22 protein-coding genes are annotated in these 24079 nt (G+C 68.3%); 13 read left to right on the top strand and 9 right to left on the bottom strand.

The annotated features are described in order from the left end of the window. Positions 1-82: 82 nt before the first annotated feature. The 4 genes from AAG565_RS01315 to AAG565_RS01300 form a co-directional block, all read right to left on the bottom strand. Entirely contained in the window at positions 83-562 is a 480-nt protein-coding gene (locus AAG565_RS01315) for a potassium channel family protein (protein ID WP_348817735.1), read from the bottom strand. Next, the gene (locus AAG565_RS01310; RefSeq protein WP_348817734.1) at positions 546-1337 is read right to left on the bottom strand and encodes an ion channel; all 792 of its coding nucleotides are present in this window, start codon (positions 1335-1337) and stop codon (positions 546-548) included. Before AAG565_RS01310 ends, AAG565_RS01315 begins: the two co-directional genes overlap by 17 nt. Before the next feature lie 82 nt (positions 1338-1419). After that, a complete protein-coding gene (locus AAG565_RS01305) occupies positions 1420-1749 on the bottom strand; it encodes a hypothetical protein (RefSeq protein WP_348817733.1) in 330 nt (109 codons plus the stop codon). 68 nt (positions 1750-1817) lie between these two features. Next, the gene (locus tag AAG565_RS01300) at positions 1818-2081 is read right to left on the bottom strand and encodes a DUF4404 family protein (protein ID WP_348817732.1); all 264 of its coding nucleotides are present in this window, start codon (positions 2079-2081) and stop codon (positions 1818-1820) included. A gap of 153 nt (positions 2082-2234) precedes the next feature. Between AAG565_RS01300 and AAG565_RS01295 the strand changes: the two genes are divergently transcribed. Together AAG565_RS01295 and AAG565_RS01290 are read left to right on the top strand one after the other, a co-directional pair. Then, the gene (locus AAG565_RS01295) at positions 2235-2720 is read left to right on the top strand and encodes a CBS domain-containing protein (RefSeq protein WP_348817731.1); all 486 of its coding nucleotides are present in this window, start codon (positions 2235-2237) and stop codon (positions 2718-2720) included. 44 nt (positions 2721-2764) lie between these two features. After that, positions 2765-3253 (top strand): cupin domain-containing protein, encoded by a 489-nt coding sequence (locus AAG565_RS01290; protein ID WP_348817730.1) that lies wholly within the window; start codon positions 2765-2767, stop codon positions 3251-3253. A 23-nt stretch (positions 3254-3276) separates the two neighbouring features. Here the strand turns inward: AAG565_RS01290 and AAG565_RS01285 are convergent, their stop codons facing one another. Next, the gene (locus tag AAG565_RS01285; protein ID WP_348817729.1) at positions 3277-4074 is read right to left on the bottom strand and encodes a dienelactone hydrolase family protein; all 798 of its coding nucleotides are present in this window, start codon (positions 4072-4074) and stop codon (positions 3277-3279) included. 176 nt (positions 4075-4250) lie between these two features. On the opposite strand from AAG565_RS01285, the gene AAG565_RS01280 reads away from it, so the two are divergent. The 5 genes from AAG565_RS01280 to AAG565_RS01260 all read left to right on the top strand — a co-directional run bounded on the left by AAG565_RS01280 (position 4251) and on the right by AAG565_RS01260 (position 12509). Then, a complete protein-coding gene (locus AAG565_RS01280) occupies positions 4251-7418 on the top strand; it encodes a TonB-dependent receptor (protein ID WP_348817728.1) in 3168 nt (1055 codons plus the stop codon). A gap of 226 nt (positions 7419-7644) precedes the next feature. After that, the gene (locus AAG565_RS01275; RefSeq protein WP_348817727.1) at positions 7645-10968 is read left to right on the top strand and encodes a TonB-dependent receptor; all 3324 of its coding nucleotides are present in this window, start codon (positions 7645-7647) and stop codon (positions 10966-10968) included. A gap of 95 nt (positions 10969-11063) precedes the next feature. Then, entirely contained in the window at positions 11064-12023 is a 960-nt protein-coding gene (locus tag AAG565_RS01270) for a beta-ketoacyl-ACP synthase III (protein ID WP_348817726.1), read from the top strand. Positions 12024-12037: 14 nt separating this feature from the next. After that, positions 12038-12241, top strand: a complete 204-nt coding sequence (locus tag AAG565_RS01265; RefSeq protein WP_348817725.1) for a SlyX family protein — start codon at positions 12038-12040, stop codon at positions 12239-12241. Positions 12242-12251: 10 nt separating this feature from the next. Next, positions 12252-12509 (top strand): hypothetical protein, encoded by a 258-nt coding sequence (locus AAG565_RS01260; RefSeq protein WP_348817724.1) that lies wholly within the window; start codon positions 12252-12254, stop codon positions 12507-12509. A gap of 4 nt (positions 12510-12513) precedes the next feature. Here AAG565_RS01260 and AAG565_RS01255 read toward each other — a convergent pair whose 3' ends face one another. Genes AAG565_RS01255 through AAG565_RS01245 form a run of 3 tightly spaced genes read right to left on the bottom strand, consistent with a single transcriptional unit; the run spans position 12514 to position 15821 of the window. Beyond that, positions 12514-13572 carry a GNAT family N-acetyltransferase gene (locus AAG565_RS01255; RefSeq protein ID WP_348817723.1) on the bottom strand — a complete coding sequence of 353 codons (1059 nt, stop codon included), beginning with the start codon at positions 13570-13572 and terminating at the stop codon, positions 12514-12516. 33 nt (positions 13573-13605) lie between these two features. Continuing rightward, a complete protein-coding gene (gene arfB / locus AAG565_RS01250) occupies positions 13606-14028 on the bottom strand; it encodes an alternative ribosome rescue aminoacyl-tRNA hydrolase ArfB (RefSeq protein WP_348817722.1) in 423 nt (140 codons plus the stop codon). Positions 14029-14039: 11 nt separating this feature from the next. Continuing rightward, positions 14040-15821 carry a DUF885 family protein gene (locus AAG565_RS01245; protein WP_348817721.1) on the bottom strand — a complete coding sequence of 594 codons (1782 nt, stop codon included), beginning with the start codon at positions 15819-15821 and terminating at the stop codon, positions 14040-14042. 117 nt (positions 15822-15938) lie between these two features. Here AAG565_RS01245 and AAG565_RS01240 point away from each other — a divergent pair, with 117 nt between their 5' ends. The 5 genes from AAG565_RS01240 (at position 15939) to AAG565_RS01220 (ending at position 21347) form a co-directional block, all read left to right on the top strand. Next, positions 15939-16988, top strand: a complete 1050-nt coding sequence (locus AAG565_RS01240; protein ID WP_348817720.1) for a hypothetical protein — start codon at positions 15939-15941, stop codon at positions 16986-16988. A 215-nt stretch (positions 16989-17203) separates the two neighbouring features. Further along, positions 17204-17827, top strand: coding sequence for a hypothetical protein (locus AAG565_RS01235; RefSeq protein ID WP_348817719.1), 624 nt, complete (start codon positions 17204-17206; stop codon positions 17825-17827). A gap of 111 nt (positions 17828-17938) precedes the next feature. Next, the gene (locus tag AAG565_RS01230) at positions 17939-18988 is read left to right on the top strand and encodes an RDD family protein (RefSeq protein ID WP_348817718.1); all 1050 of its coding nucleotides are present in this window, start codon (positions 17939-17941) and stop codon (positions 18986-18988) included. A gap of 83 nt (positions 18989-19071) precedes the next feature. Continuing rightward, positions 19072-20127 carry a ferredoxin--NADP reductase gene (locus tag AAG565_RS01225; RefSeq protein ID WP_348817717.1) on the top strand — a complete coding sequence of 352 codons (1056 nt, stop codon included), beginning with the start codon at positions 19072-19074 and terminating at the stop codon, positions 20125-20127. A gap of 11 nt (positions 20128-20138) precedes the next feature. Continuing rightward, entirely contained in the window at positions 20139-21347 is a 1209-nt protein-coding gene (locus AAG565_RS01220) for a ferritin-like domain-containing protein (protein WP_348817716.1), read from the top strand. A gap of 1 nt (position 21348) precedes the next feature. Here AAG565_RS01220 and AAG565_RS01215 read toward each other — a convergent pair whose 3' ends face one another. Beyond that, positions 21349-21999 (bottom strand): DUF2799 domain-containing protein, encoded by a 651-nt coding sequence (locus AAG565_RS01215; RefSeq protein WP_348817715.1) that lies wholly within the window; start codon positions 21997-21999, stop codon positions 21349-21351. Between the two features lie 191 nt (positions 22000-22190). On the opposite strand from AAG565_RS01215, the gene thiC reads away from it, so the two are divergent. Next, a complete protein-coding gene (gene thiC / locus AAG565_RS01210) occupies positions 22191-24077 on the top strand; it encodes a phosphomethylpyrimidine synthase ThiC (protein ID WP_348817714.1) in 1887 nt (628 codons plus the stop codon). The last annotated feature ends 2 nt before the right edge of the window (positions 24078-24079 follow it).

Here is a 24079-nt window from a genome sequence, read left to right as displayed (position 1 = left end):
CGGAGGGACGATCGGCCGCGACGCTAGCAGATGCCGCCCACGGCCTCCTTGACCTCGGTCAGGCACCGGGCGCGCCGCGGCTTCAGCGCGGACGCCAGTAGCGCTGCATCTCCAGGTAGGTGAACGAGGCGGACCAGGTGATCAGCACCAGTCCGATGAGCGACTCCACCGCCAGGATCAGCCGGATCGGCCCCTTGGGCGCGAGGTCGCCATAGCCGACGGTCGTGAAGGTCACCGCCGACATGTAGATCGCATCGAGCAGTTTCAGCGGTTCGGCACCGGCGATGTAGCCGAGATCCGGGAACTGGACGGCAGCGTAGAGGCCGACGCCGAAGATCCAGATCTCGGCGATGTGCAGCGCGACGATCCAGACGACGAGTTCGAGAACACGCGTGCGCTGCTTGAGCCGCCAGTGGGAGATGGAGTGGTTCATCCGCTCCAGCGCCTCGTAGTGCATGAACATCGTCGTCACCGCGAGCACGCCGGTGATCAGCACGACCAGCCAGTGATCGGCCGACACGATGGCCGAGAGCAGATCGAGGGTCTCAATTCGGTTCGCCATGGGTGCGGATGTGCAGGAGGCGGCCGCAATGCTTGCAATGGACCGCGTCGGGGTCGTGGCGGTCGAGGCCACAGTCCGGGCATTCGTACTCGATGCGCCGCGGGCGGAAGATCGACTGGATCAGGCGCAGGAACAGCGACACGCCGACGATCATGATGACGATGGCGACGACGCGGCCCCACTCGCCGATCATCACGATGTCGCCGAAGCCGGTCGTGGTCAGCGTCGTGATCGTGAAGTACAGCGCGTCCACGTAGTTGGCGATCTGGTGGTTCACCCGCACCTGCAGCGCATACACCGCAGCAGAGATCACGAAGATGAAGACCAGCAGGTTGGCTGCGCTGAAGATGACCGCCTCGTGCTGCGCGAAGAAGCGGACCTGCGTGCGCAGCCTTTTGAGCACGTGGTAGGAGCGCATCAGCCGCAGCGCCCGCAGGATGCGCAGGAAGATGAAGTTCTCGGTGACGGTGGGCGCGAACAGCGACAGGATCACCGCCAGATCCAGCACCACCAGCGGCTGGGTGAGGAATCCGAGGCGGTCGCGCGCGATCCACAGTCGCAGCAGCCATTCCGCCGCGAGTACCGCGCCGATGCCGTAATCCGCCAGGACCATCCAGCGTCCGTGCTCGACGAAGGTCGTCGCCAGGAAGTACAGGATCAGGGCGCCGTCGAGCGCCAGCGTCGCCCAGCGCACGCGCATCGCCTGGCGACTGTCGTCTTCGTAGAGCGCGCGGATGCGGTCGCGCAGCGTCGGCGTCGCGGAGGGCGGGGTCATCGGCGGGAGCATCAAAAAAGCCGTCGGGGGTGCCGACGGCTTTCCGGGTCCACCATCTGAACGCAGGTCGCTTCGACCCGCCTCAGCCGACGGCCTTGCGCGGCGCCTTCTTTGCCGCCTTGCGGACGGCCTTCTTGGCCGTCTTCCGGGCGGCCTTGGCAGGCGCCTTGCGCGCCGGCCTGGCTTCGGCCTTGAGCAGGTCGATCAGCTTGTCCACAGCGGCGGCCACCGGCGTGCCCTTCACGGCACCCTTGAACTGGTTGACGCGCGACTCGTGCGACATCACCCACTGCAGCGCCGCGTCGGCGGCCTTGGCGCGCAGCGCCAGGATCTGCTTCCTGCGCGAAGCGGCCGCGCTGTCGAGCTTCTTGCGCAGTGCCTTGATCTGTGTGTCGATGGTTTTGCTGGCCATGTCTTTGACTCCCCGCTGAGGACGAGGTCCGAGCATATTGCAGAACCTCGCGCCGGTGCCAGCGCGGTTCAGATGCCCATCGAGCTGAGGGTTTGCACTATGCGCTGCAGTACGCCGGCGGCGCGCGGATGCTCGACTTCGAATTCCGCGACTGCATCGCGCACGCCATGGACCAGGGATGCGTGCGGTTCGGACGGACGCGATGCGTCGAGTTGTGCCTCGATGCGCGCCGCGAGGTCGCGCAGGCGCGCGCGCCCGGGCGCGTCCGGCGGCAGGCGGTCGAGTTCGGCGCGCAGCTCGTTGAGGTCGCGGTGCAGTTGTTGCAGATTCATGCGCGGCTCCGGCGAAGGACTCCATTGTTGGAGAAGGGTGCCGGGGCTTTCAATGCCGCGAGCGGGGATGACCCATGTCAATGCGCGCCCCGGCGGCGCTGCCTTAGCGTGGTGCCGGATCGCCGGTCCAGGCCGGTACACGAGGAGGGACTCATGCAGCACCGGATTCTGGCGAGCGAGATCATGACGCGCGACGTGGTCAGCGTCGATGCGAAGATGGAAGTGGCGGCGGCGGCAGAGCTGCTGTGCGAGCGGAGCGTCTCCAACGCGGCCGTGGTCGAGAAGGACTTCACGCGGGAGATCCTCGTCGGCTTCGTGTCGGAAAAGGATCTGCTGCAGTGCTATGCCAGTGGCAAGATGCACGCCGAGCCGCACCTGCGCGTGGCCGAGGTCATGCGTCCTCACCCGGTGTGCGTGCGGCCCGAAACCGATCTGTACACGCTCGCGGCGATCTTCATGCAGCACGGCTATCGGCACGTGCCGGTGGCCGTGGGGCAGGTGCTGCAGGGCATGGTCAGCCGCCGCGACGTGCTCAAGGCGCTGCTCGCGGACTACCGGGCCTGGCAGCGCGAAGATCCGGCGACGCGGCGTGCGCCGGACCTGGCGGCGATCTTCACGCCACGCTTCCTGCTCGGCTGAGCGAGCATGTCCAGGGTGACGAGCGAAGCCGACGGGAGACCTGCATGACCGACGCGGTGGACTGGATCAAGCGGCTGGATCTCGCTCCGCATCCGGAGGGCGGGCATTTCCGTCGCATCTACACCGATGAGCGCGCTTATCCGACGCTGAGCGGCAACCGTCCGCTGGTGACGTCGATCCACTACCTGCTCAGCCGCAAGTCGCCGGTCGGCTACCTGCACCGCAACCGTTCGACCGTCCTGCACTACCTGCAGGATGGCGGCCCGGTGGAGTACCTGTTGCTGCCCGAGTCCGGGGTCTGCCAGCGCGTCGTGCTCGGCGGCGGCGAGGGCGAGCAGATCTTCCTGCAGGTACCGGGCGGCTGCTGGAAGGCCTGCCACCTGCAGGACGGCGTCGATCATGCGCTGATCAGCGAAGTGGTCGTGCCCGGATTCGACGGCATCGACCACCAATTCATGCCGATGTCCACGCTGCGCCGCGATTTCGCCGCACTGGCCGGCGATCTGCTGCCGTTCCTGCGTCCGCCGGGCTGACCGGCGACGGAGGCACGCGGAGTTCAGCCGCCGAAGGCTTCGGCGAGGAAGTCACGCATCATCGCGAACGCGCGGCGCGCCACCTTGGCGTCGTACATCGCCTGGCCCGGTTGGCGGGCGTCCGGGTCGGTGAACGAGTGCACCGCGCCGCCGAAGCGCACCAGCTGCCAGTCGGCCTTTGCCTCGCGCATCTCCGCCTGAAACGCATCCACCTGCTCGGCGGGCACATAGGGATCGGCGTCGCCGTGCAGCGCAAGGATGCGCGTGCGGATCGGTGCGTTGTCCGGGGTTCCCGGCAGCGACAGGTTGCCGTGGAAGGACACGACGGCGGCGATGTCGGCGCCGGTGCGGGCCAGTTCCAGGACGGTCGCGCCGCCGAAGCAGAAGCCGATCGCCGCGACACGCCCGGGATCGGCGGGCAGCCCGGCCCTGCGCACCTCGCCCAGCGCCGCGGCCTGTGCGGCACGGATGCGCTCGCGCAGCAGCGGGCGGTCGGCGTACAGCGCACCGACCGCCTTGCCGGCCGCGCCGGCATCGGCCGGCAGCCGGTCCTTGCCGTACATGTCGGCGACGAACACCACGTAGTCGGAACCGGCGATCTCGCCGGCCTGCTTGCGGTTGGCGGCGGTGGCGCCCAGCCAGTTGGGCACGACGATCAGCAGCGGCCGCGTCGTGCGCACGGTGTCGTCGTAGAGGAAATAGCCGCGGTGCGTCTGCGCGCCGACCGGGTAGTCGAACGGACGCTCGACGACGGCGGCGAACGCGGTGGCGGAATACGTGGCGGTCATCCAGCTGATCAGTCCGGCGATCCAGCGGTTCATCGGCAAGCTCCTGCGCGGCGCGAGCCCGGATGATAGCGCCGCGCGCCGCCGCACCGGTGACGCTGAGGGAATCCCCGGTGACGGGCCGATGCCCGGCTGCGATAACGTAGGAATAGGAGTACAGGCGGAACGGAAAAATCCGACATCCGCATTCCGCGGCTTGGGGAGAGTGGGGGATGACGACGAGACTGAAGGCCTGGCCGCTGCGCCTGCTGGCGGCGGCTTTTTCTTTGAGCGCGGCGTCCGTGCTGGCGCAGGACGGCGAGCCGGTGCCGGAGCCGGAGTACGGGCAGGCCGCGGACGCGGTCGTGCCGGACGAGACGGGCGCGGCGGTCGAGACGATCCAGGTCGAACCGCTGCGCGAACCGGAGCCGCCTGCGGCCGAGCCGGACGTCGCGCCGGGCAAGACCCGGCTGGAGACGATCGAGGTGACCGGTTCGCGCCTGAAGCGCACCGATTACGAGACCGCGCAGCCGGTGGTCGTGATCACGCGCCAGGATCTCGAGCGCACGGGACTGACCGACATCTCGGAGATCCTGCGCAACATCACGGTCGCGGGCAACAACAGCCTCAGCGCGCAGCAGGGCCGATTCGCCCTGACGATGGGCGAAACCAATCTGGATCTGCGCAACCTCGGCGCCAACCACACGCTGCTGCTCGTCAACGGTCGCCGCTGGGTGACCGGCCTGATCCAGACGCAAACGTCGGTTTCCGACTACAACACGATTCCCACGGCGATCATCGAACGCGTGGAGATCCTCAAGGACGGCGCATCGGCGATCTACGGTTCCGACGCGATCGGCGGCGTGGTCAACGTCATCACGCGCAAGGACTTCGATGGTCTTGCCCTGTCCTACCACGTCGGCCAGTTCTACCAGCAGGGCGACGGCACGAATCAGCAGGCGTCGATCTCGTGGGGCCTGAATCGGCCCGACACCAATCTGTTTCTCAACCTGAGCTACACCGACCAGGCCGAAGCACCCAACACCAATCGCGCCATCACCGCCAGCCCCAGCGCGGGCCCCACGCGCAACAGCATCGTCACGCCCAACGCGCTGCTGCGCTTCGTCGAACTCGATTCGATCCATGCCGCGATGTACGGCTGCCCGAACCTGCAGGCCGGCATCGCCGCCGGCGCGGTGCCGGGCACGCTCGGCCCGCTGCGCGGGCCGGTGGCGATGACCAGCATGATCCCGGCGGGCCTGGTGCTCTGCGACCTGACGCTCAATCCGGGCGCCACCGGCGGCGCCGGGAATCCGCAGGACTACCACCAGATCAACCGCAACAATCCGGACGACGTCTACAACCGCTTTGCGGACGGCACGCTCAAGGAGCCCAACGAGCGCACGGCATTTTTCACGCAGTTCAACCAGCGGCTGTTCGACACCCTGTCGTTCAATTTCGAGGGCCTCTACAACCGGCGCGAATCGATCAGCGTCGGCCAGAACGCCTACCTCGGCGGCGGGAATCTCGATGGCGGACCGCAGGGTTATCTGGCCTACATCTCGGCGACCAATCCCAACAACCCGTTCGCGCAGGACATCGGCTGGGACTCCAGCTGCGGACCGGCCGGCGTCGGCGATCCGACCGGGCCGAGCTGCACCGGCATCGGTGACGGCAGCGGTTCATGGGCGATCCGCCAGGGTCCGGGCAAGAACAACCAGACGTTCATCGACACCGTGGACACGCTGCGCCTGGGGGGCGGTTTCAGCGGCGATTTCGGTCTCGCGGGTCTGCCGGTTTCCTGGGAAGGCGGCTACATCTACTCGCGCAGCAAGATCGAAGACATCCTGCCGTCGGTCAACTATGAACGCGCCGGCATCGCGCTCGGCAACTTCGGCACCTGCAGCGGGGACTGCGCGCCGCTGAACGTGTTCCAGGGCCCGGCCGGGCTGACCCAGGAAGCGATCGATTTCATCGTCACCCACAACTGGCAGCGCAACCGGACGCGGCAGGACATCGCCTACCTGAACTTTTCCAGTCAGCTGCCGGTGGACGGCTGGCTGCCCGCGCCGCTGGCGGTCGCGCTCGGTGGCGAATTCCGCCGCGACCAGTACGTCAGCGACATCGACCCGACGATCCAGCAGGGTCTGATCCGCCTCAACACGCTCAATCCGCTGAGCGGCCGGACCTATGCGCGCGAAGCCTACGTCGAGCTCGGCATCCCGCTGCTGAAGGATGCGCCGCTGGCGGCCGCCGTCGATCTCGATCTGGCGGGCCGCTATTCGCATTATCCGCGGATCGGTGCGGTGACCACGGGCAAGGCGGGCCTGCGCTGGCAGCCGATCGACGACCTGCTGCTGCGCGGGACGTACTCGACCGGTTTCCGCGCGCCGAACGTCGGAGAGCTGTATCTCGGCGCCGCGCAGAGTTACGACCCGTTGTCGGATCCCTGCGCCAATCCCGGCGACAACGACACCGCCGACCAGAACTGCCTGATGGATGGAACGCCGGGCGGCGGATCGTCCGACACCGTGGCAACGCCCTACGACCTGTGGATGGGCAACCTGGATCTCAAGCCCGAGCGCTCGAAGAACCTGACCTACGGGCTGATCTATTCGCCGACCTGGATCCGGGATCTGAACGTCAGCGTCGATTTCTACGACATCAAGATCACCGACTTCGTCGTCATCGGCCAGGGACAGTTCTTCCTCGACTCCTGCTACAAGACCGAACAGCGCAACTACTGCGACTACATCCACCGTGACGGGACCGGAACGCTGACCTACGTCGAGACGCCGTATTTCAACCTCGCCGGCGTCGAGACCGCCGGCGTCGATTTCAGCATCAACTACGGGCTGCCGCTGCCCGAGTCGCTGGGGCGTTTCAAACTCAACCTGGACGCGTCCTATCTGAGCAAGTTCGATTCGATCGCGCCGCGTCCGGGACAGCCGGACGAGGTCAGCAACGAGGTCGGCAAGGTCTCGGGCCAGTTCTTCGGCTTCCCGCGCTGGAAGGCAACGGGGACGCTCGGCTGGCAGTTCGACCGGCTGAAGGCGAGCTGGTCCACGCGCATGGCCTATCACATGACCGAGCCCTGCGGCGACTTCTTCCCGACGCCGTCGCTCAAGGACCTGGGCCTGTGCAGCCATCCCGACGTCGTCGATGCCGAAGGCAATCCGGCGCCCGAGAACCGCTTGCGCACGGTCTTCTATCACAACGTGCAGATCGGCTACGAGCTGTCCGACTACAACGCGAACATCGCGATCGGCGTCAACAACGTGCTGGATCAGGATCCGCCGATCTCGCGCAGCCTGACGTCGCTGTACTGGTACAACTACGACCCGAATCACTACGAGACGCCGGGACGCTTCGGTTATATCCGCGCGGGTTTCAAGTTCTGAGCGTCCGGGACCGACGGGATCGTCGGTCTTAGGCAGTCCCCGAGACTGCGGACCGACTCCTGGCCGACGCCGCCCGCGTCACCGGGTTCGCCCCTGCCATGCCCGCCGTGGCGCTGAGTGAATCCCCGGTGACAGGCCGATGACGGGTTGCGATAATGTAAGGAATCACTTACAGGCGGAATCCACTTATCCGACATCCGGATTCCGCGAGCTGGGAGAGTTGGGGATGGCGACGAGACTGGGTACCTGGCCGCTGCGGCTGCTCGCGGCGGCTTTTTCTTTGAGTGCGGCGTCCGTGCTGGCGCAGGACGCTGACCCGCTGCCGGAACCGGAGTACGGGCAGGCCGCGGATGCGGCCGCGCCGGACGATCCGGCCGCGACACCGGAGATCCAGCCGGAAGACCAGCAGGAAGATTCGACGGTCGTCGAGACGATCCAGGTCGAGCCGCTGCGCGAACCGGAAGCGCCCGCGGCCGAGCCGGAAGTGGCAGAGGGCAAGACCAGGCTGGAAACCATCGAGGTGACCGGCTCGCGCATCCGCCGCTCCGACTACGAGACGGCGCAGCCGGTGCTCGTGGTGACGCGCGCCGACATCGAGCGCTCGGGCCTGACCTCGATCGGCGACCTGCTGCAGGGCCTGCCGCAGGCCGGCGCGGCGCTGAACACCGCCAACAACAACGGCGGCAACGGCGCGGTCGAGGTCGATCTGCGCAACCTCGGTTCCAACCGCGTGCTGGTGCTGGTCAACGGCCGGCGCTGGGTGTCCGGCGTCGCCGCCACCAGCACCAGCTCCGTGGATCTCAACACCATCCCGATTTCGATCATCGACAGCATCGAAGTCCTCAAGGACGGTGCGTCGGCCGTGTACGGCTCGGATGCCATCGCCGGCGTCATCAACATCAAGACGCGCCGGGATTTCGAGGGCGGCCAGTTCCGCGCCCACGCACAGACCTACGACGACGGCAAGGGCCTGACGCAGTCCTACAGCTATTCGGTCGGCAGCTTCAACGGCAAGACCGGCGTGTTCATGGACGTCAGCTACACGAATCAGGGAGAGGTGCTCGCGGGCGACCGCGAGGAATCTTCGTATCCGACGTACGGTACCGGGCTGTCGCGCGGCAGCTCGTTCACGCCGGGCGGTCGCTTCCTGTTCGTGCCCACGCCCGGCAACGGCAACGTGATCTCCAATGGCGACACCGATCCGACCTCGCCCAACGCACTGTGCCGCGACCTGTCGGGCGGCGTCGTCGAAGGCGTGCTCAGCGATCCCTGGGGGGGTGTCGTCGGCAGCGACCCGGCCAATCCCGGCATCCCGGGCGCGCCGCCTCTGGGCCTGGCCTTCCCGGCCGGCTCGGCACTGACGCTGTGCGATCTCGCCGGCCGCCGCGGTGCGGGGACCGATCCGAGCGGCAACTTCGCGCGCTTCGATCCCAACGTCGATGCCTACAACTACGCGCCGGTCAACTACCTGCTGACCCCCAGCGAGCGCACCGGCCTGTTCGCGCAGTTCACGCACGACTTCGAGAACGGCATCCACGCGTCCAGCGAGGTGCTGTACAACAACCGCAAGTCGGCGCAGCGGCTCGCGGAAACGCCGTTCGGCTTCGGCGACGCGCTGGGCATTCCGCCCTTCGATCTCGGCTACGTGGCCGCCGACAACCCGTACAACCCGACCAACTCGGCCAGCCCGTACTACATCCCCGGCACGACGCCGCAGGACATCGGCCTGGCCGATCCGGCCGCCGGCCTGGTCGGGCTCGGCGCTTCGCTGCGGCGCCTGGTCGAGTACGGTCCCCGCCTGTTCCGGCAGGACGTCGATACCTACCGCATCGGCGGCGGCTTCGACGGCCAGTTCCCGCTGCTCGACTATCTCGTCAGCTGGGATCTGGGTGCGGCCTACTCGCAGAACCGTCAGAGCACTTCCGAGCAGGGCCTGGTCAACATGGCCCACGCGGCGCGTGCGCTCGGCCCGCTGGCCGACTGCGTCGATACCGACACGGCGACCGCGCCGCCGGCGGCTGCCGGCTGCGTGCCGCTCGATATCTTCGGCGGCCCCGGCACGATCACGCCGGAGATGCTGGCCTACATCACCTACACCGCGCACGACACCTCGCGGCAGAGTCAGCGCCTGTTCTACGGCAACGCCACGACCAATCTCCCCTTGCTCGACGGCATCTTCCTCGGTGGCCAGCTCGGCATCGCCGCCGGCGTCGAGCTGCGCACGGAATCCTTCCAGAGCGAACCGGACCCGCTCAAGGTCAATGGCACCAGCAGCACCAATGCGTCCGCGCCGACCAAGGGCAGCTACGATGCCTTCGAGGCCTATGCCGAGCTGGCGATTCCGCTGGTCCGCGACGTTCCGCTGATCGACGGGCTCAACGTCAGCCTCGCGGCGCGTTTCTCCGACTACGGCGAGATCGGCACCAACACCAGCGGCAAGGCCGGTGTCGAGTGGCGCATGCTCAACGGCCTGCTGCTGCGCGGCACCTGGTCGGAGGCCTTCCGCGCACCGTCGATCACCGAGCTGTACCTGGGTGCGGTGACCAGCTTCCCGGAGGAGACCGATCCCTGCGCGTCGGACGAGCGCAACAGCAATCCCAACGTGGCGGCGAACTGCGATGCCGACGGCGCCGCGGATTCGCAGACCAACGCGCAGATCCCGACCGTGTTCGGCGGCAACCCGGACCTGAAGCCGGAGACCGCGACCTCGACGACGGCCGGCTTCGTCTGGAGCCCGGAGTTCTTCCCGGACTTCTCGTTCGAGATGGACTGGTACCGCATCGAGCTGAAGGACTTCATCTCGTTCATCGGCTCGGACCAGATCTTCACCTTCTGCTACCGCGCCGATCCGGACTCGCGCTCACTGTGCGATCGCGTGCAGCGCTCGTCCAACGGCGAGCTGTCCAAGATCCTCGCGACCGCGGTGAATTTCGCGGCGCTGGATGTCGAGGGCCTCGACTTCAACATGAGCTGGAAGATCCAGAACGACTGGCTTGCGCCGATCGGCAGCTTCAAGCTGACCGCGGATGGCGCCTACGTGACGCGCTGGGACGCGGTGCTGCCGACGGTGGACGGCGGCGAGCAGCGTCAGGGCGCGGTCGGCCAGGAGTTCGGCGGCTTCGGTTCCATCCCGCGCTTCAAGATGAATGCGGCACTGACCTGGACCAATGGCCCCTTCGAGGCCAGCTGGAGCTCGCGCTTCATCTACCACGTCTATGAAGTCTGCGACGACGGCCGCCAGGATCCCGGTGCTGCGGAGGGCGGCAACTACCCGTACCCGGTGCTTTCGCTGGAGCAGTACGGCCTGTGTTCCGGTCCGCACAAGGCCGACGGCACGCCGCTCAACAAGCTCGACGCGACCACCTATCACGACGTCCAGTTCGGCTACGACGTGCCCGCCTGGAACACCAAGCTGGTGCTGGGCGTACTCAACGTGCTCGACCAGGATCCGCCGAAGGCCTACTCGGCCTTCGCCAGCACCTTCGACCCCAACACCTACGAGATCTGGGGCAGCAGGACGCCGTATCTGCGCGTGCAGACCAAGTTCTGAACGGCAGGACCCACGACCCCGGGGCGCGCGTCTGCCGCTCCGGGGTTTTTCTTTGAACGTCCGGCGCGGACCTGCCATCGGTTAAGCTGCCGCCCATGGGATATTCGAGAATCGCCGGCACCGGCAGCTACCTGCCCGAACGGGTGGTCACCAACAGCGACCTCGCGGCACGCATCGAGACCAGTGACGAGTGGATCGTCTCGCGCACCGGCATCGAGGCGCGGCACGTCGCGGCCGACGGCGAGCTGACCAGCGATCTGGCGCTGCATGCGGCGCGGCGTGCGCTGCAGGCGGCGGCCGTCGAGCCGGGTGACATCGACCTGATCGTCGTCGCGACGACGACACCGGACATGGTCTTCCCTTCGACGGCCTGCATCCTGCAGTCCAAACTCGGCGTGAAGCAGGGCGCGGCCTTCGACGTGCAGGCGGTGTGCACCGGCTTCATCTACGCGCTGGCCACGGCCGACAAGTTCGTCGCCAGCGGTGCGTCCCGCTGCGCGCTGGTGGTCGGCGCGGAGGTGTTCTCGCGCCTGCTCGACTGGAACGACCGCCGTACCTGCGTGCTGTTCGGCGACGGCGCCGGCGCGGTCGTGCTCAAGCCGTCGGACGCGCCGGGCATCTACTCGACGCATCTGTACGCCGACGGCAGCTACGGGCACATCCTGCGCGTCGCCGGCGGCATCGCCGAAGGCAAGGTTCGCGGCAACCCATTCCTGGAGATGGACGGGCAGGCGGTGTTCAAGCTCGCCGTGCGCGTGCTCGACGAATGCTCGCGTGAGGCGCTGGAAGCCAATGGCTTCAGCGGCAGCGACATCGACTGGTTCGTGCCGCATCAGGCGAATCTGCGCATCATCAACGCCACCGCCGACAAGATGGGGATCCCGCGCGAGCGTGTCGTCACCACGGTGCATCGCCAGGGCAACACCTCCGCCGCCTCGGTGCCGCTGGCGCTGGACACCGCGGTGCGCGACGGTCGCATCCGGCCCGGGCACCTGGTGCTGCTCGAAGGCGTCGGCGGCGGCATGACCTGGGGTTCCGTGCTGCTGCGCTGGTAGCGGATGGATCTGCGATGGAAGACCGGCTGATCGATCTCGAAACGCGCCTGACCTACCAGGAGGCGACGCTGCACGAGCTCAATGCCATCGTCACCGCGCAGCAGCAGAGCATCGAGCAGCTCGAACGCCTGTGCCGGGAACTGGCGACGCGGATCGCGCGTGCCGCGGAGGGTGCGCAGAAGGGCAGTGCTGCGGACGAAGTGCCGCCGCATTACTGAACGGTCAGCGATGGCACGCCTGCTGTTCATCCTCGTCGTCATCGGCCTGCTCGCGCTGGCGGTCGTGCAGCTGCGTGCGGGGCGCCTGCATTTCCGGATCGCCGACTGGCCGCTGGGCAAGCAGGTCGAAGCCGGGCTGGCGGTGCTGTTCGCGGCCGTCGCGGCGCTGGGCCTCGCGGCGCAGGAATACGGCTTCGCGTTGTGGCTCGGGCTGATGGCCGCGCTGATCGCGGCGTTCTCGTTGCTGACCTGGCCGAAGAAGCGCTGAGCGGCTACGGCGGCGACCGGTACGCGCCGTGCTGCGCCAGCGCCGCGATGCGTGCGTCGAGCGCCGCGCGCTCCTGCGCATAGTACCGTCCGACCGCTTCGTGGAAGCCGCGGTGCGCGAACCAGTGCGCGGAGTGATCGCGCACCGGCTCGAATCCGCGCAGCAGCTTGTGATCGCCCTGCACGCCGGCGTCGAAGTGGCTTAGGCCGTGGCGGATCGCGTGGTCGATACCCTGGTAGTAGCACAGCTCGAAGTGCAGCAGTTCGTCGCGCGTCGCCGATCCCCAGTGGCGGCCGTACAGGGTCTCGTCGTCACGGAAGAAGTAGGCCATCGCGACGATGTCGGCGTCGCGCGTGGCGGTGCACAGCAGCATGCGTTCGCCGCAGCGCTCGGCCCAGGTGCGCAGGCATCCGAGAGTCAGATACGGCGCTTGTCCGCGTTCGTGATAGGTGTTCGCGTAGAGCGCGTACACGCGCGCCCATTCGTCGTCCGACAGCGTGGCTGCCGTGCGCCAGTCGATGCGCAGCCCGAGCGCCGCGACGAGACGGCGCTCGCGGCGGATGTTCTTGCGGCGCTTGGCGCTCAGCGCGTCGAGGAAATGGTCGAACGAGACGTAGCCGCGGTTGGACCACCGATAGCGCAGCTGCTGGCCGGGCAGCCAGCCGCGCGCCTCCAGCATCTGCACTTCCGCCGCCGTCGAAAACAGGACGTGGATGCCGGACGCGGCCTGGTGCCGGACCTGCTCGATCAGTGCGTCGGCGAGCGCGTGCGCTGCGGATTCATCGTCCGCGAGCAGACGTCGTCCCGGCACCGGCGTGAACGGTACGCAGCAGACCAGCTTGGGGTAGTAGGCGAGGCCGCGCGCCGCGTACGCCCGCGCGATGGCGAAATCGAAGACGAATTCGCCCCACGAATGCGACTTGCGGTAGCAGGGTGCGTGCGCGCCGCCGGCCAGGCGCAGATGCGCGGGCGTCCAGCCGGTTCCCGGGCCGACGCAGCCGTGCGCTTCCAGCGCTTCGAGGTAGGCGGGCGAGGTGTACAGCTCGGCGGACATGGCCGCCATGATGGCAGCGGCGCCGCCGGACTGCTGCGGACGCTAGTCCTGCGGCCGTGCGCGCAGTGTCTTGAGGCGGCCGCGCCGTGTCTTCAGGTCCAGCCGCTTGCGCTGCGCGGCGCGCGGCGGCCGGGTCGCCTTGCGCACACGCGGCACCTGTGCGGCGCGGCGGATCAGTTCGACGAGCCGGCGCAGCGCATCGGCGCGGTTCAGCTCCAGGCTGCGGAAGCGCTGCGCCTTGATGACGATCACGCCGTCGCTGCCGATGCGCTGATCGCGCAGGCGCAGCAGGCGCACCTTGCAGTCGTCCGGCAGCGACGACGCCGGCACGTCGAAGCGCAGCTGCGCCGCGCTCGAGGTCTTGTGCACGTTCTGGCCGCCCGCACCCTGCGCGCGGATCGCGCTGAACTCGATCTCGCCCGGCGGCAGGCGCAGCGCCGGCGTGATCTCGATGGCTGCGTCCATCGCTCCGTCCGTCAGCCGCGCTGCCGCTCGGCGATCCAGCGCGTGATCTTCGCGTCGAGGACATCCAGCGGCACGGCGCCGTCCTTGAGCACTTCCTCGTGGAAGGCGCGGATGTCGAAGCGCGCGCCCAGCTGCGACTCGGCGCGCGCGCGCAGTTCCTTGACCTTGAGTTCGCCGATCTTGTACGCCAGCGCCTGGCCGGGGATCGCCATGTAGCGCTCGGCTTCGGCGATCGACTGCGTCTCGCTCTCGGCGGAATTGGCCAGCATGTATTCGATCACCTGCTCGCGCGTCCAGTTGCGGCTGTGCAGGCCGGTATCGACGACCAGACGGATCGCGCGCCACAGCTCGTTCTGCAGGTAGCCGAAGTACGAATACGGGTCCTGGTACACGCCGAGCGCCTTGCCCAGCGATTCCGTGTACAGCGCCCAGCCTTCGATGAAAGCGGTGTAGCCGCCGAAGCGGCGGAACGCCGGCACGCCGCGGAGTTCCTGCTGGATCGCCAGCTGGAAGTGATGACCGGGGATCGCCTCGTGCAGGTACAGGTCCTCCATGTCCCAGGTCTTGCGCGACGGCAGGTCGTAGGTGTTGACGTAGAACACGCCGGGGCGGCGGCCGTCCTCGCTCGGGCTCTGGTACTCGCCGCCGGCGGCGGACCTTGCGCGGAAGGCCTCGACCGGACGGATCTCGAAGCCGGCCCGTGGCGTGACCGAGAACAGCGCCGGCACGCCGGCATCGACGCGCTGGCGCAGGCCGTTGTAGGCCGCCAGCAGCGCCTCCTCGCTGGCGAACTCGAAGCGCGGGTCGGTGGCGAGGAAACGGAAGAAGTCGTGCAGGTCGCCCTTGAAGCCGAGCGCGGCGATCACGCGCCGCATCTCGGCGTGGATGCGCGCGACCTCGTCGAGGCCGATCTGATGGATCTGCGCCGGCGTCAGCCCGGTCGTGGTGATGCGGCGCACGTTGTAGGCGTACCACGCGGCGCCGTCCGGCAGCGCGTCGAGGCCGGCGCTCGTGCGCGCTGCGGGCAGGTACTCGTCGCGCACGAAGTCGCGCAGGCGCCGGTAGGCCGGGGTGAGCCGTTCGTCGATCAAGGCCAGATAGGCCGCGCTCAGGCGTTCGCGGTCCGCCGCCGCGAAGTCGGACGGCATGTTCGCCGCCGGCATCCAGAACAGGCTCTGGCGCGGATCATCGACGACCAGCGCATCGAGCTGCGGCACGACCTTCTCCATCAGCGCGCGCGGCTGCACGATGCCCCGGGTCATGCCTTCGCGCATGTTGGCGATGGCCTGGTCGAAGATCGCCGGCAGCTGCGCGGCGCGGCGCAGCCAGCGCTCATGCTGCGCGACGGTCCGGAACGGCTGCGCCGACGTGCCGGAGCCGAGCTGCGCGGCCAGATTGGCGAAGCTGTAGAACTGGTTGAGCGGCAGCAGATGTTCGGGGAAGCGCTCGCCCTCCAGGGCTTCGGTGCGGTCGCGCAGGAATATCTCGACACTGAGCCGGTCCTGGTCGCCGAGCTGCGCAGTGTCCAGCGCCTGGACGCGTTCCAGCCATTTGCGGCGGAAGGCGTGCTCGCGCGCGCGGAAGTCCGGTGCGAGCATGTTCGGCAGACGGTCGTCGTAGCGCTCGTCGCCGGCGAACGTCGCCTCCAGCGGGTAGAGCTGCAGGTATTCCTCCCAGTAGTCGGCGAACAGCTTCTGCACGTCGGCCGCCGGCGCGACAGCGGCCGGTGGCGCGGCGGTCGCGCAGGCGCCGAGGAAGATCGTCACAATCAGGACCGGCAGGATTCGCTTCATCGTGCGTGCTCGGGGGAGGGTGGCGGCACCGTAGCATTCCGCCCGCGACCGCGTCCTGAGTGAAAGCCTGCAGCGGCGCCGATGCCGCTGACGCCCTCCATTCGCCAGATCACGTCCATGACCAAGAAGAAGCACCACGATGTCGCCGAGGCGCTGCTCGACGCGCACGTCGCCTACCTCGTCGCGCAGCTGAGCGGCGACGGCCTGCAGGCACTGATCGAGGCCGAGCTCGATGCCCTGCTGGTCGATGGCATGCGCCTCAAGCTCAAGGACGTGGTCAGCGCGAAGATGATCAAGGACACCGCGCGCACCTACGCCGCCGACATCGAGATGGGCGGCGGACTGCCGCAGCTGGTCGCCGACGTCGCGCAGGCGGTCTATGCGCACAAGGTGCTCGACCACACCACGCCCAAGGACATCGTCACGCACACCCGCTACACGGAGTTCATCGACAAGCTGCTGGAACTCAGGTCGCTGCGTGACGGGCTGGTGCGCGAGATCGCGACCAGTCCGATCTACATCGCCTTCGCGTCGGACCTGCTGTACCACGGCATCAAGGGCTATCTCGCGCGCAGCACCGAGCTGACCCGCGGCATCCCCGGTGCCAGCTCGGTGATGAAGCTCGGCCGCAGCGTGATGAGCAAGGCCAGCCCCGGCCTCGAAGCCTCGCTCGACGAACAGCTGAAGAAGTATGTCGCGCGCAGCGTCGAGGCGACCGCGAAGTCCAGCGCGGACTTCGTGCTCAAGCACCTCAACGACGAGGCATTGCGCGACATGGCGCGCGAGATCTGGGATCGCAGCAAGTTCACGCCGCTGGGCACGCTGCGCGACCACATCGACGGTGACGATCTCGAAGACCTGTTCGTGATCGGCTACGAGTACTGGCGCGAGCTGCGCAAGACCGAGTTCTACGGCAGGCTGATCGACGCCGGCATCGATGCCTTCTTCGACGCATACGGCGATGCCTACCTCGGTGACCTGCTGGACGATCTGGGCATCACGCGCGATCTGATGATCGCCGAGGCGATGCGCTACGCACCGCACGTGATCAAGGTGCTCAAGCGCAAGAAGCTGCTCGATGGCATCCTGCGCCGCCAGCTTGCGGGCTTCTACCGTTCCGGGGCGGTCGAGCAGGTGCTGGCCGGACACATGCCGCAGCCGCTGTAAGGTCATTCCCGACACACCCGCGGTGGGTCCGCGCGCCGGAGCCGCAGCCCATCCCGTTCGTCGGCGCTTCGCGCGCGTCAGCCGTCCCGGCCGCGCAGGCGACCGCGATGCGCCGCTAAATGAGCGCGTGCGGACGAGGTGTGGCGATGCGCTATATGGGCAGGGAACGGCGACGCAGAGGTGGCTTCAACCCGCTTCGACGCGGCCTCTACGCCGTGCTGCTCTGGCTCAGCCCGCACGCGCCGTCGGCGGCATCGTCGGGCGAGGCGCCGGTACCCCAGTCCGCCGGTCCGTCCCGGGCGTCGCTGAGCATCGAGGCCCTGCCGTCGTGGACGCCGGGCGTCGCTTCCGCATATCGCATCAGCTATACGCCGCCGGATGACCGGATCGCGGCGCCGTTGCGCAAGCTTGCCGATCTGCTGCGCACGCGCACCTGGCAGTTCAACGACAGCCTGCTGAGCCTGCGCGGCGGCGTGAAACTGGATCTCGGCCTGCCCGATGGCGGCAACCTGCACCTGAACCTGTTCCCCGACCAGGACGATCCCGAACGTGGCCGCCACTGGCAGTTGTCGTCGGACGGCGATGCCGGGCCGGCGCGGTTGTGGTCGGTGGGCGGCAGCGTCGAGGTCATCAACGCCGAGCGCGAGCGCGGGCCGCACCGGGTCGATACCGAGCGTCAGGTCGTGCTGACACCGCAGCTGATGCTCGACATGGATCAGCTCGCCGGCATGCCGGGCAATGCCCAGCTCACCCTCCAGCACTGCAACTGGCGCGACGGCGTCACCAACCATCACAGCGACGACAAGGTCTGGCAGCTCAACGTGCGCTGGCGGTTCTGAACACGGCGCGGATCCAAGGCCGAGACCGCCGGGGGGGCGAGCGGCGCGCAGCGCGTGTGCGTGCCATAGTCGCGTGCACGACTGCCGCAAGGCCACGATCCGCTGCAACGCATGCACCCGTCCGACCCGATCTCCCGTCAACGTCCCGGCGCGGATCCGCGCGACATCATCACGCCGGATGCATTCCAGGTTCTGCCGGCGCTGTACGGGCTGCGCCTGGCGAGCCCGATGCGCCGGCTGCTGGCCGTCGGCATCGACGCGCTCCTTGTCGCCGTCATCGCGCAAGCCGGTGGCCTGCTGCTGGCGATGGCGGCCGCCGTGTTGTTCTACGGCTGGATGCGCGCGGGATCGGCACCCAGCGGCCGCGGCCGCCGTGCGCTGCGCGCAACGGCGGCGGCGCTCGGCGCCGTGATCCTGTTCGCCGGCGCGCTGTCGGTTCTGCAGCCCTTGTGGGAGCGGATCACCGGCACCCGGAACGGCACTGCCGCCGAGGCCGGGACGCTGCGCGGCCGGGACGCCGTCGTGGCCGGCGTGAGCCTCGCGCAGCTCCAGGCCTGCGCCGATGCGTCCTGCCGGCAGGCGCGCTTCGACGAGCTGGCCGCCGCGCTGGCCCGCAGCCGGATGCCGGGGGCGGAGCAGCGCGAACTGCTCGACGAGCTGGCCGCCGCGACCGCGGCGGACGCGGACGAGGCGGCACGCCTGCGCGCGCGGGCGCCAGCGCCGGCAGCCCCGACGCCGGCCCCTGCGACCGCACCGGGCAGTGACGGCGACGTTCCGTCGCCGATCCACGACGGCGGCATCAGCGTGCTCGGCACGCTCCGGCTGCTGGCGTCCGAGCTCGGCTTCAGCTTCGGCTGGGGCGCCGTGTACTTCACCTTGCTGACGGTCTTGTGGAACGGCCAGACACCCGGCAAGCGCCTGCTCGGCATCCGCGTGATCTCGCTGCGCGGCGAGCCACTGACCTACTGGGCGGCCTTCGAGCGCTACGGCGGCTATGCGGCCGGTTTTGCGACCGGCCTGCTCGGATTCCTGCAGGTCTTCTGGGATCCGAACCGGCAGGCGATCCATGATCGCATCTGCTTCACCGCCGTGATCCGCGATCCCGCGGGCCCGCATCCGGCCCGTCCGCGCGCGGCCGCGGACAACGCCGATCCGCCGTAGCGGGAGTAATTGAACGATCGGTTGACTGCGGGCGCGGTCACCGCCATAGTCGGGGCCGGCGAGTTCGCAGAACAGGGTCGGGCATGTTGGGATCGCATTCGCGTCGCATCATTCTTCCGCGTCCGGGCGGTCCGGCGCGGCGCTGGTCCTTGCACGCGCCGGTCGCGCCGCCGCGCTGGGTGCGCGTCACCGCGCTGCGCCGGGAAACCGAGGATGCGGTGACGCTCACCGTCGCGCCCGAGGATGGGCGCACGCTGCCGTTCCGGGCCGGCCAGTACCTGACCCACTGCTTCACGATCGACGGTGCCGAGGAACGCCGCGCCTACAGCCTGAGCAGTGCCGAGGGCGGGGCGCTGTCCTGCACGATCAAGCTGCTGCCGGACGGCCGCGTGTCCCGCTACATCGCGCAGCAACTCAAGGTCGGCGACCGCTACCGCGTCATCGGGCCGGGGGGCGATTTCACGCTCGATGCCGGGCACAGCGGACCGCTGGTCCTGCTCGCCGGCGGCAGCGGCATCACGCCGGTGATCAGCCTGGTCGAGACCGCGCTGGCGCAGCAGCCGACACGCCCGGTGCGGCTGGTGACGGTCAACCGCGACCGTGCCCATGCGATCTTCCACGAGCGCCTGGAGGCGCTGGCGCTGCGCTACGCCGCGCTCGAGTACACGCCGGTGTTCACCGCCGATACCGGCCGTCCCGACGCAGCAACGCTAGCCGGATTGCTGCGGCCGGATGCGCAGGGTGTCGTCTATCTGTGCGGGCCGCAGGCCTTGATGGACGCCGCGGACGCCGGCCTGCGCGCCGCCGGCTTCGATCCGGCGCGCATCCGTCGCGAACGCTTCGTCCCGGCGCCGCGCCACCAGCCGCGACCGACCGAGCCGCAGGACATCTTCTTCCGCCGCTCCGAGCGCACCGTGACGCAGCAGCCGGGCGAAACCATTCTCGAAGCGGGCACGCGGGCCGGTCTGCGGCTCGACTTCAGCTGCACCGTCGGCGGCTGCGGACACTGCAAGGTCCGCATCGTCGATGGCCAGGTGCGCCTCGACGAACCCAACTGCCTGACGCCGGAGGAGCGCAGCGCCGGCTACACGCTGGCCTGCTCGGCCTGCGCGACCACCCCCATCACCGTGGATGCTTGAGGAGAGATGACATGACCACGCTGGACCGGATGCTCGACGGCCTGCCGCGCAAGGCGCAGAACACCATCTACGGCGCGCTCGACAACCTGCGCGTGATGTCCTCGGTCGGCAATCTCAAGGTTGCCGCGTCGATGGCGCCGTCCGTGTACCGCGGCCTGATCAAGGGCACGGCGCGCGACGGCGATGCCGTGCAGATGCCGGGCCGTCACGCGGCGCACTTCTCGCTGACCTACCAGGGCGAGTTTCCGGAGATGTACGACCTGTACCGCCGTGCGGTCGCCAACCAGTGGAACGGCGACCGCGACCTCGACTGGGCGACGTCCGTCGATCTCGAAAACCCGGACACGATGGTGATGCCGCTCGACTACCCGCCGTTCGCCGGTCTTGAGGCGAAAGGCATCAAGCTCAACGACAAGGAAAAGCTGCGCTTCGCCAACGACATCGCGTCGTGGACGCTGTCGCAGTTCATGCACGGCGAACAGGGCGCGCTCTACGCCGCCGCCCAGGTCACCGAGTCGGTGCAGTGGATGGACGGCAAGTTCTACGGCGCGACGCAGGTGATGGACGAGGGCCGGCACCTGGAAGTGTTCCTGCGCTACCTCGATACCAAGCTGCAGAAGGTCTATGCGGTCAACGACAACCTGTTCGTGATCCTCGACGACCTGCTCACCGATTCACGCTGGGACGTGAAGTTCCTCGGCATGCAGATCATGGTCGAGGGCCTGGCGCTGGGCGCGTTCGGCACGATGTACAACTTCACCAGGGAGCCGCTGCTCAAGCAGCTGCTCAAGTACGTGATCCAGGACGAGGCGCGCCACGTCCACTACGGCGTGCTGGCGCTGCGCGAGCACATCACCAAGGAGCTGACGCCGGCCGAGGTGCGCGAGCGCGAGGACTGGTCCTACGAAGTCGCGCTGCTGATGCGCAACCGCTTCCTGTCGCACGAGATCTACTACGAATGGTTCGAGGGGCGGCTGTCGCTGAAGGATTGGGACGAGGTGATCCTGAACGCGCCGTCGATGGCGGCGTTCCGCCACCTGATGTTCCTGCGGCTGATTCCGAATCTCGAATACATCGGGCTGATGAGCGACCGCATCAAGGCGCACTATGAAAAGGCGGGCCTGACCAGCTTCCTCGGCGGCAAGAACGCGACCCAGCTCTCGGCCGACGACCTGATCCGCGACATCTCGGCGTACCGCGCGCCGGTGACGGCGCACTGAATCAGCGGTCGCGGTAGTTCGCCGGCGCGACGGCGTAGCGGGCGCTCAGGTCGGCATCCGCGCGTTCGATGCGCGCCAGCGATTCGGCGTAATCGCGGTCCAGCCGTGCGTACTCGCGCTCCAGCCGCTCGCGCTCGTCGCGGCCGAGCAGTTGCGGCTTGTTCGGCGGCGTCCTGCCGTCACGGACGGCGTCGAGGTAGTCGCGGCTGCGGCGGTCGTCCTCGGCGAGCCGGCCGCCGATGTCCTTGAGCTGGCGGATCACCTCGTCGAGGTGGACGCGCTGCTCGAAGACGCGGCGCCCGTCGTCGTAGGCCGGCCGGAACAGGCGGTCCGTCGCCGGCGGACAGACATCCGCGTAGCCGTTGCCGTTGCGGCCCTGCAGATAGCCGTTGTCCGCCGTGCAGTACAGCGCCTGGCCTTCGGCATAGCCCAGCTTCCAGCCGATCTCCTCCGCGGCGATGCCGTATTCGCCGCAGGCTTTCTGGTGTTCGGCGAAGCGTGAAGAAGGCCGGCCCTTGAGGCCGTCGGTGTAGCCGATCTGGCGCCAGTCGCCGCTGCGGCACTCGCTCTCGTTGAGCGTGGCGCAGGCGCCGAGCAGCGCGACGGCGATCGCGGACAGCAACCACCGGCCGGGGCAAGGAATCGTGCGCATGCGGCAATGATGCCCCAGGACTGCGCCGCCGGCGACGCGCCGCAAACTGGCTACACTAGCCGCCTAAGCCGGGGGTGCCTGCCGTGCGGCGGGCTGAGAACAGACCCTTGGAACCTGGCCCATTGGGCGAGGGAAGGCTGCAGGGCCGCGCATGCGCCTGGCGCCTTTCATCGCCAGATTCGAGAGTCGTCATGAGCGCATTGCCCGAGCAGATCTTCCAGAAGGCCGCGGAGCTGTCCGCCGAGGTCCGCAGGCCGTTTCCGAACAGCCGCAAGATCCACGTCGAGCGCAACGGCCTGCGTGTGCCGATGCGCGAGATCGCGCTGACCGCGACGCGCACCGCCCAGGGCCTGGAGCCGAACCCGCCGGTGACGGTGTACGACACCTCCGGTCCCTACTCCGACCCGGATGCGCAGATCGACCTGCGCCGCGGCCTGCCGGCGTCGCGCGCGGCCTGGATCGAGGCGCGCGGCGACACCGAGCAGTTGCGCGGGCCCAGCTCGATCTTCGGCCGCATCCGCGCCGCCGATGCGCACACGCAGCACCTGCGCTTCGAGCATGTGCGCGCACCGCGCAAGGCCAGGGCGGGCGCCAATGTCAGCCAGATGCACTACGCCCGCCGCGGCATCGTGACCCCGGAGATGGAATTCGTCGCGATCCGCGAGAACGCGCGCCTGCAGGAGCTGCGCGAAGTCTATGAGAAGGCCGGCTATCTCAGGCGCATGCACCGCGGCCAGGCTTTCGGTGCGCGCCTGCCGGACGAGGTCACGCCGGAGTTCGTGCGTCGCGAAGTCGCCGAAGGCCGCGCGATCATCCCCGCCAACATCAATCACCCGGAGCTGGAGCCGATGATCATCGGCCGCAACTTCCGCGTGAAGATCAATGCCAACATCGGCAACTCCGCGGTGACGTCGAGCATCGCCGAGGAGGTCGAGAAGATGGTGTGGTCGATCCGCTGGGGCGGCGACACGGTCATGGACCTGTCCACCGGCAAGCACATCCACGAGACGCGCGAGTGGATCCTGCGCAACTCGCCGGTGCCCATCGGCACGGTGCCGATCTACCAGGCGCTGGAGAAGGTGGGCGGCAAGGCCGAGGAGCTGACCTGGGAGATCTTCCGCGACACGCTGATCGAGCAGGCCGAGCAGGGCGTCGATTACTTCACGATCCACGCCGGCGTGCTGCTGCGCTACATCCCGTGGACCGCCGAGCGCGTCACCGGCATCGTCTCGCGCGGCGGCTCGATCATGGCGAAGTGGTGCCTGGCCCACCACAAGGAGAACTTCCTCTACACGCACTTCGAGGACATCTGCGAGATCATGAAGGCCTACGACGTGTCGTTCTCGCTCGGCGACGGCCTGCGCCCGGGCTGCATCGCCGACGCCAACGACGACGCGCAGTTTGCCGAGCTGCACACGCTCGGCGAACTGACGAAGCTCGCGTGGCGGCACGACGTGCAGGTGATGATCGAAGGTCCCGGCCACGTGCCGCTGCAGCTGATCCAGTCGAACATGGAGGAGGAGCTCAAGCACTGCTTCGAGGCGCCCTTCTATACGCTCGGGCCGCTGACCACCGACATCGCACCGGGCTATGACCACATCACCTCCGGCATCGGCGCCGCCAACATCGGCTGGTACGGCTGCGCGATGCTGTGCTACGTCACGCCCAAGGAGCACCTGGGCCTGCCCGACAAGAACGACGTGCGCGAAGGCATCGTCACCTACAAGATCGCCGCGCACGCCGCAGACCTGGCCAAGGGCCATCCCGGCGCACAGGTGCGTGACAACGCCCTGTCGAAGGCACGCTTCGAGTTCCGCTGGGAGGACCAGTTCAATCTCGGCCTCGATCCGGAGAGGGCGCGCGAGTTCCACGACGAGACCCTGCCGCAGGAAGGCGCCAAGCTCGCGCACTTCTGCTCGATGTGCGGCCCGCACTTCTGCTCGATGAAGATCACGCAGGACGTGCGCGACTACGCCGCGAAGGTGGGTGCCGACGCGCAGGCCGCGCTGGAAAAGGGTCTGGCCGAGAAGGCCGAGCAGTTCAGGCAGACCGGCGCCGAGGTCTATCGCCGCGCCTGAGT

This window comes from Fontimonas sp. SYSU GA230001, assembly GCF_040066175.1.
In the GTDB taxonomy this organism is placed as follows: domain Bacteria; phylum Pseudomonadota; class Gammaproteobacteria; order Nevskiales; family Nevskiaceae; genus Solimonas.
This window is presented reverse-complemented; position numbering and strand designations above follow the sequence as displayed.

Bases quoted from the DNA above. Each gene is read 5' to 3' on its own strand.
- AAG565_RS01275 (WP_348817727.1), top strand. From the start codon at position 7,645: ATGGCGACGAGACTGGGTACCTGGCCGCTGCGGCTGCTCGCGGCGGCT.
- AAG565_RS01230 (WP_348817718.1), top strand. From the start codon at position 17,939: ATGCACCCGTCCGACCCGATCTCCCGTCAACGTCCCGGCGCGGATCCG.
- AAG565_RS01290 (WP_348817730.1), top strand. From the start codon at position 2,765: ATGACCGACGCGGTGGACTGGATCAAGCGGCTGGATCTCGCTCCGCAT.
- AAG565_RS01270 (WP_348817726.1), top strand. From the start codon at position 11,064: ATGGGATATTCGAGAATCGCCGGCACCGGCAGCTACCTGCCCGAACGG.
- AAG565_RS01240 (WP_348817720.1), top strand. From the start codon at position 15,939: ATGACCAAGAAGAAGCACCACGATGTCGCCGAGGCGCTGCTCGACGCG.
- AAG565_RS01315 (WP_348817735.1), bottom strand. From the start codon at position 562: ATGGCGAACCGAATTGAGACCCTCGATCTGCTCTCGGCCATCGTGTCG.
- AAG565_RS01245 (WP_348817721.1), bottom strand. From the start codon at position 15,821: ATGAAGCGAATCCTGCCGGTCCTGATTGTGACGATCTTCCTCGGCGCC.
- AAG565_RS01305 (WP_348817733.1), bottom strand. From the start codon at position 1,749: ATGGCCAGCAAAACCATCGACACACAGATCAAGGCACTGCGCAAGAAG.
- AAG565_RS01225 (WP_348817717.1), top strand. From the start codon at position 19,072: ATGTTGGGATCGCATTCGCGTCGCATCATTCTTCCGCGTCCGGGCGGT.
- AAG565_RS01280 (WP_348817728.1), top strand. From the start codon at position 4,251: ATGACGACGAGACTGAAGGCCTGGCCGCTGCGCCTGCTGGCGGCGGCT.
- AAG565_RS01255 (WP_348817723.1), bottom strand. From the start codon at position 13,572: ATGGCGGCCATGTCCGCCGAGCTGTACACCTCGCCCGCCTACCTCGAA.
- arfB (WP_348817722.1), bottom strand. From the start codon at position 14,028: ATGGACGCAGCCATCGAGATCACGCCGGCGCTGCGCCTGCCGCCGGGC.
- AAG565_RS01295 (WP_348817731.1), top strand. From the start codon at position 2,235: ATGCAGCACCGGATTCTGGCGAGCGAGATCATGACGCGCGACGTGGTC.
- AAG565_RS01220 (WP_348817716.1), top strand. From the start codon at position 20,139: ATGACCACGCTGGACCGGATGCTCGACGGCCTGCCGCGCAAGGCGCAG.
- AAG565_RS01285 (WP_348817729.1), bottom strand. From the start codon at position 4,074: ATGAACCGCTGGATCGCCGGACTGATCAGCTGGATGACCGCCACGTAT.
- AAG565_RS01310 (WP_348817734.1), bottom strand. From the start codon at position 1,337: ATGACCCCGCCCTCCGCGACGCCGACGCTGCGCGACCGCATCCGCGCG.
- AAG565_RS01265 (WP_348817725.1), top strand. From the start codon at position 12,038: ATGGAAGACCGGCTGATCGATCTCGAAACGCGCCTGACCTACCAGGAG.
- AAG565_RS01260 (WP_348817724.1), top strand. From the start codon at position 12,252: ATGGCACGCCTGCTGTTCATCCTCGTCGTCATCGGCCTGCTCGCGCTG.
- thiC (WP_348817714.1), top strand. From the start codon at position 22,191: ATGAGCGCATTGCCCGAGCAGATCTTCCAGAAGGCCGCGGAGCTGTCC.
- AAG565_RS01300 (WP_348817732.1), bottom strand. From the start codon at position 2,081: ATGAATCTGCAACAACTGCACCGCGACCTCAACGAGCTGCGCGCCGAA.
- AAG565_RS01215 (WP_348817715.1), bottom strand. From the start codon at position 21,999: ATGCGCACGATTCCTTGCCCCGGCCGGTGGTTGCTGTCCGCGATCGCC.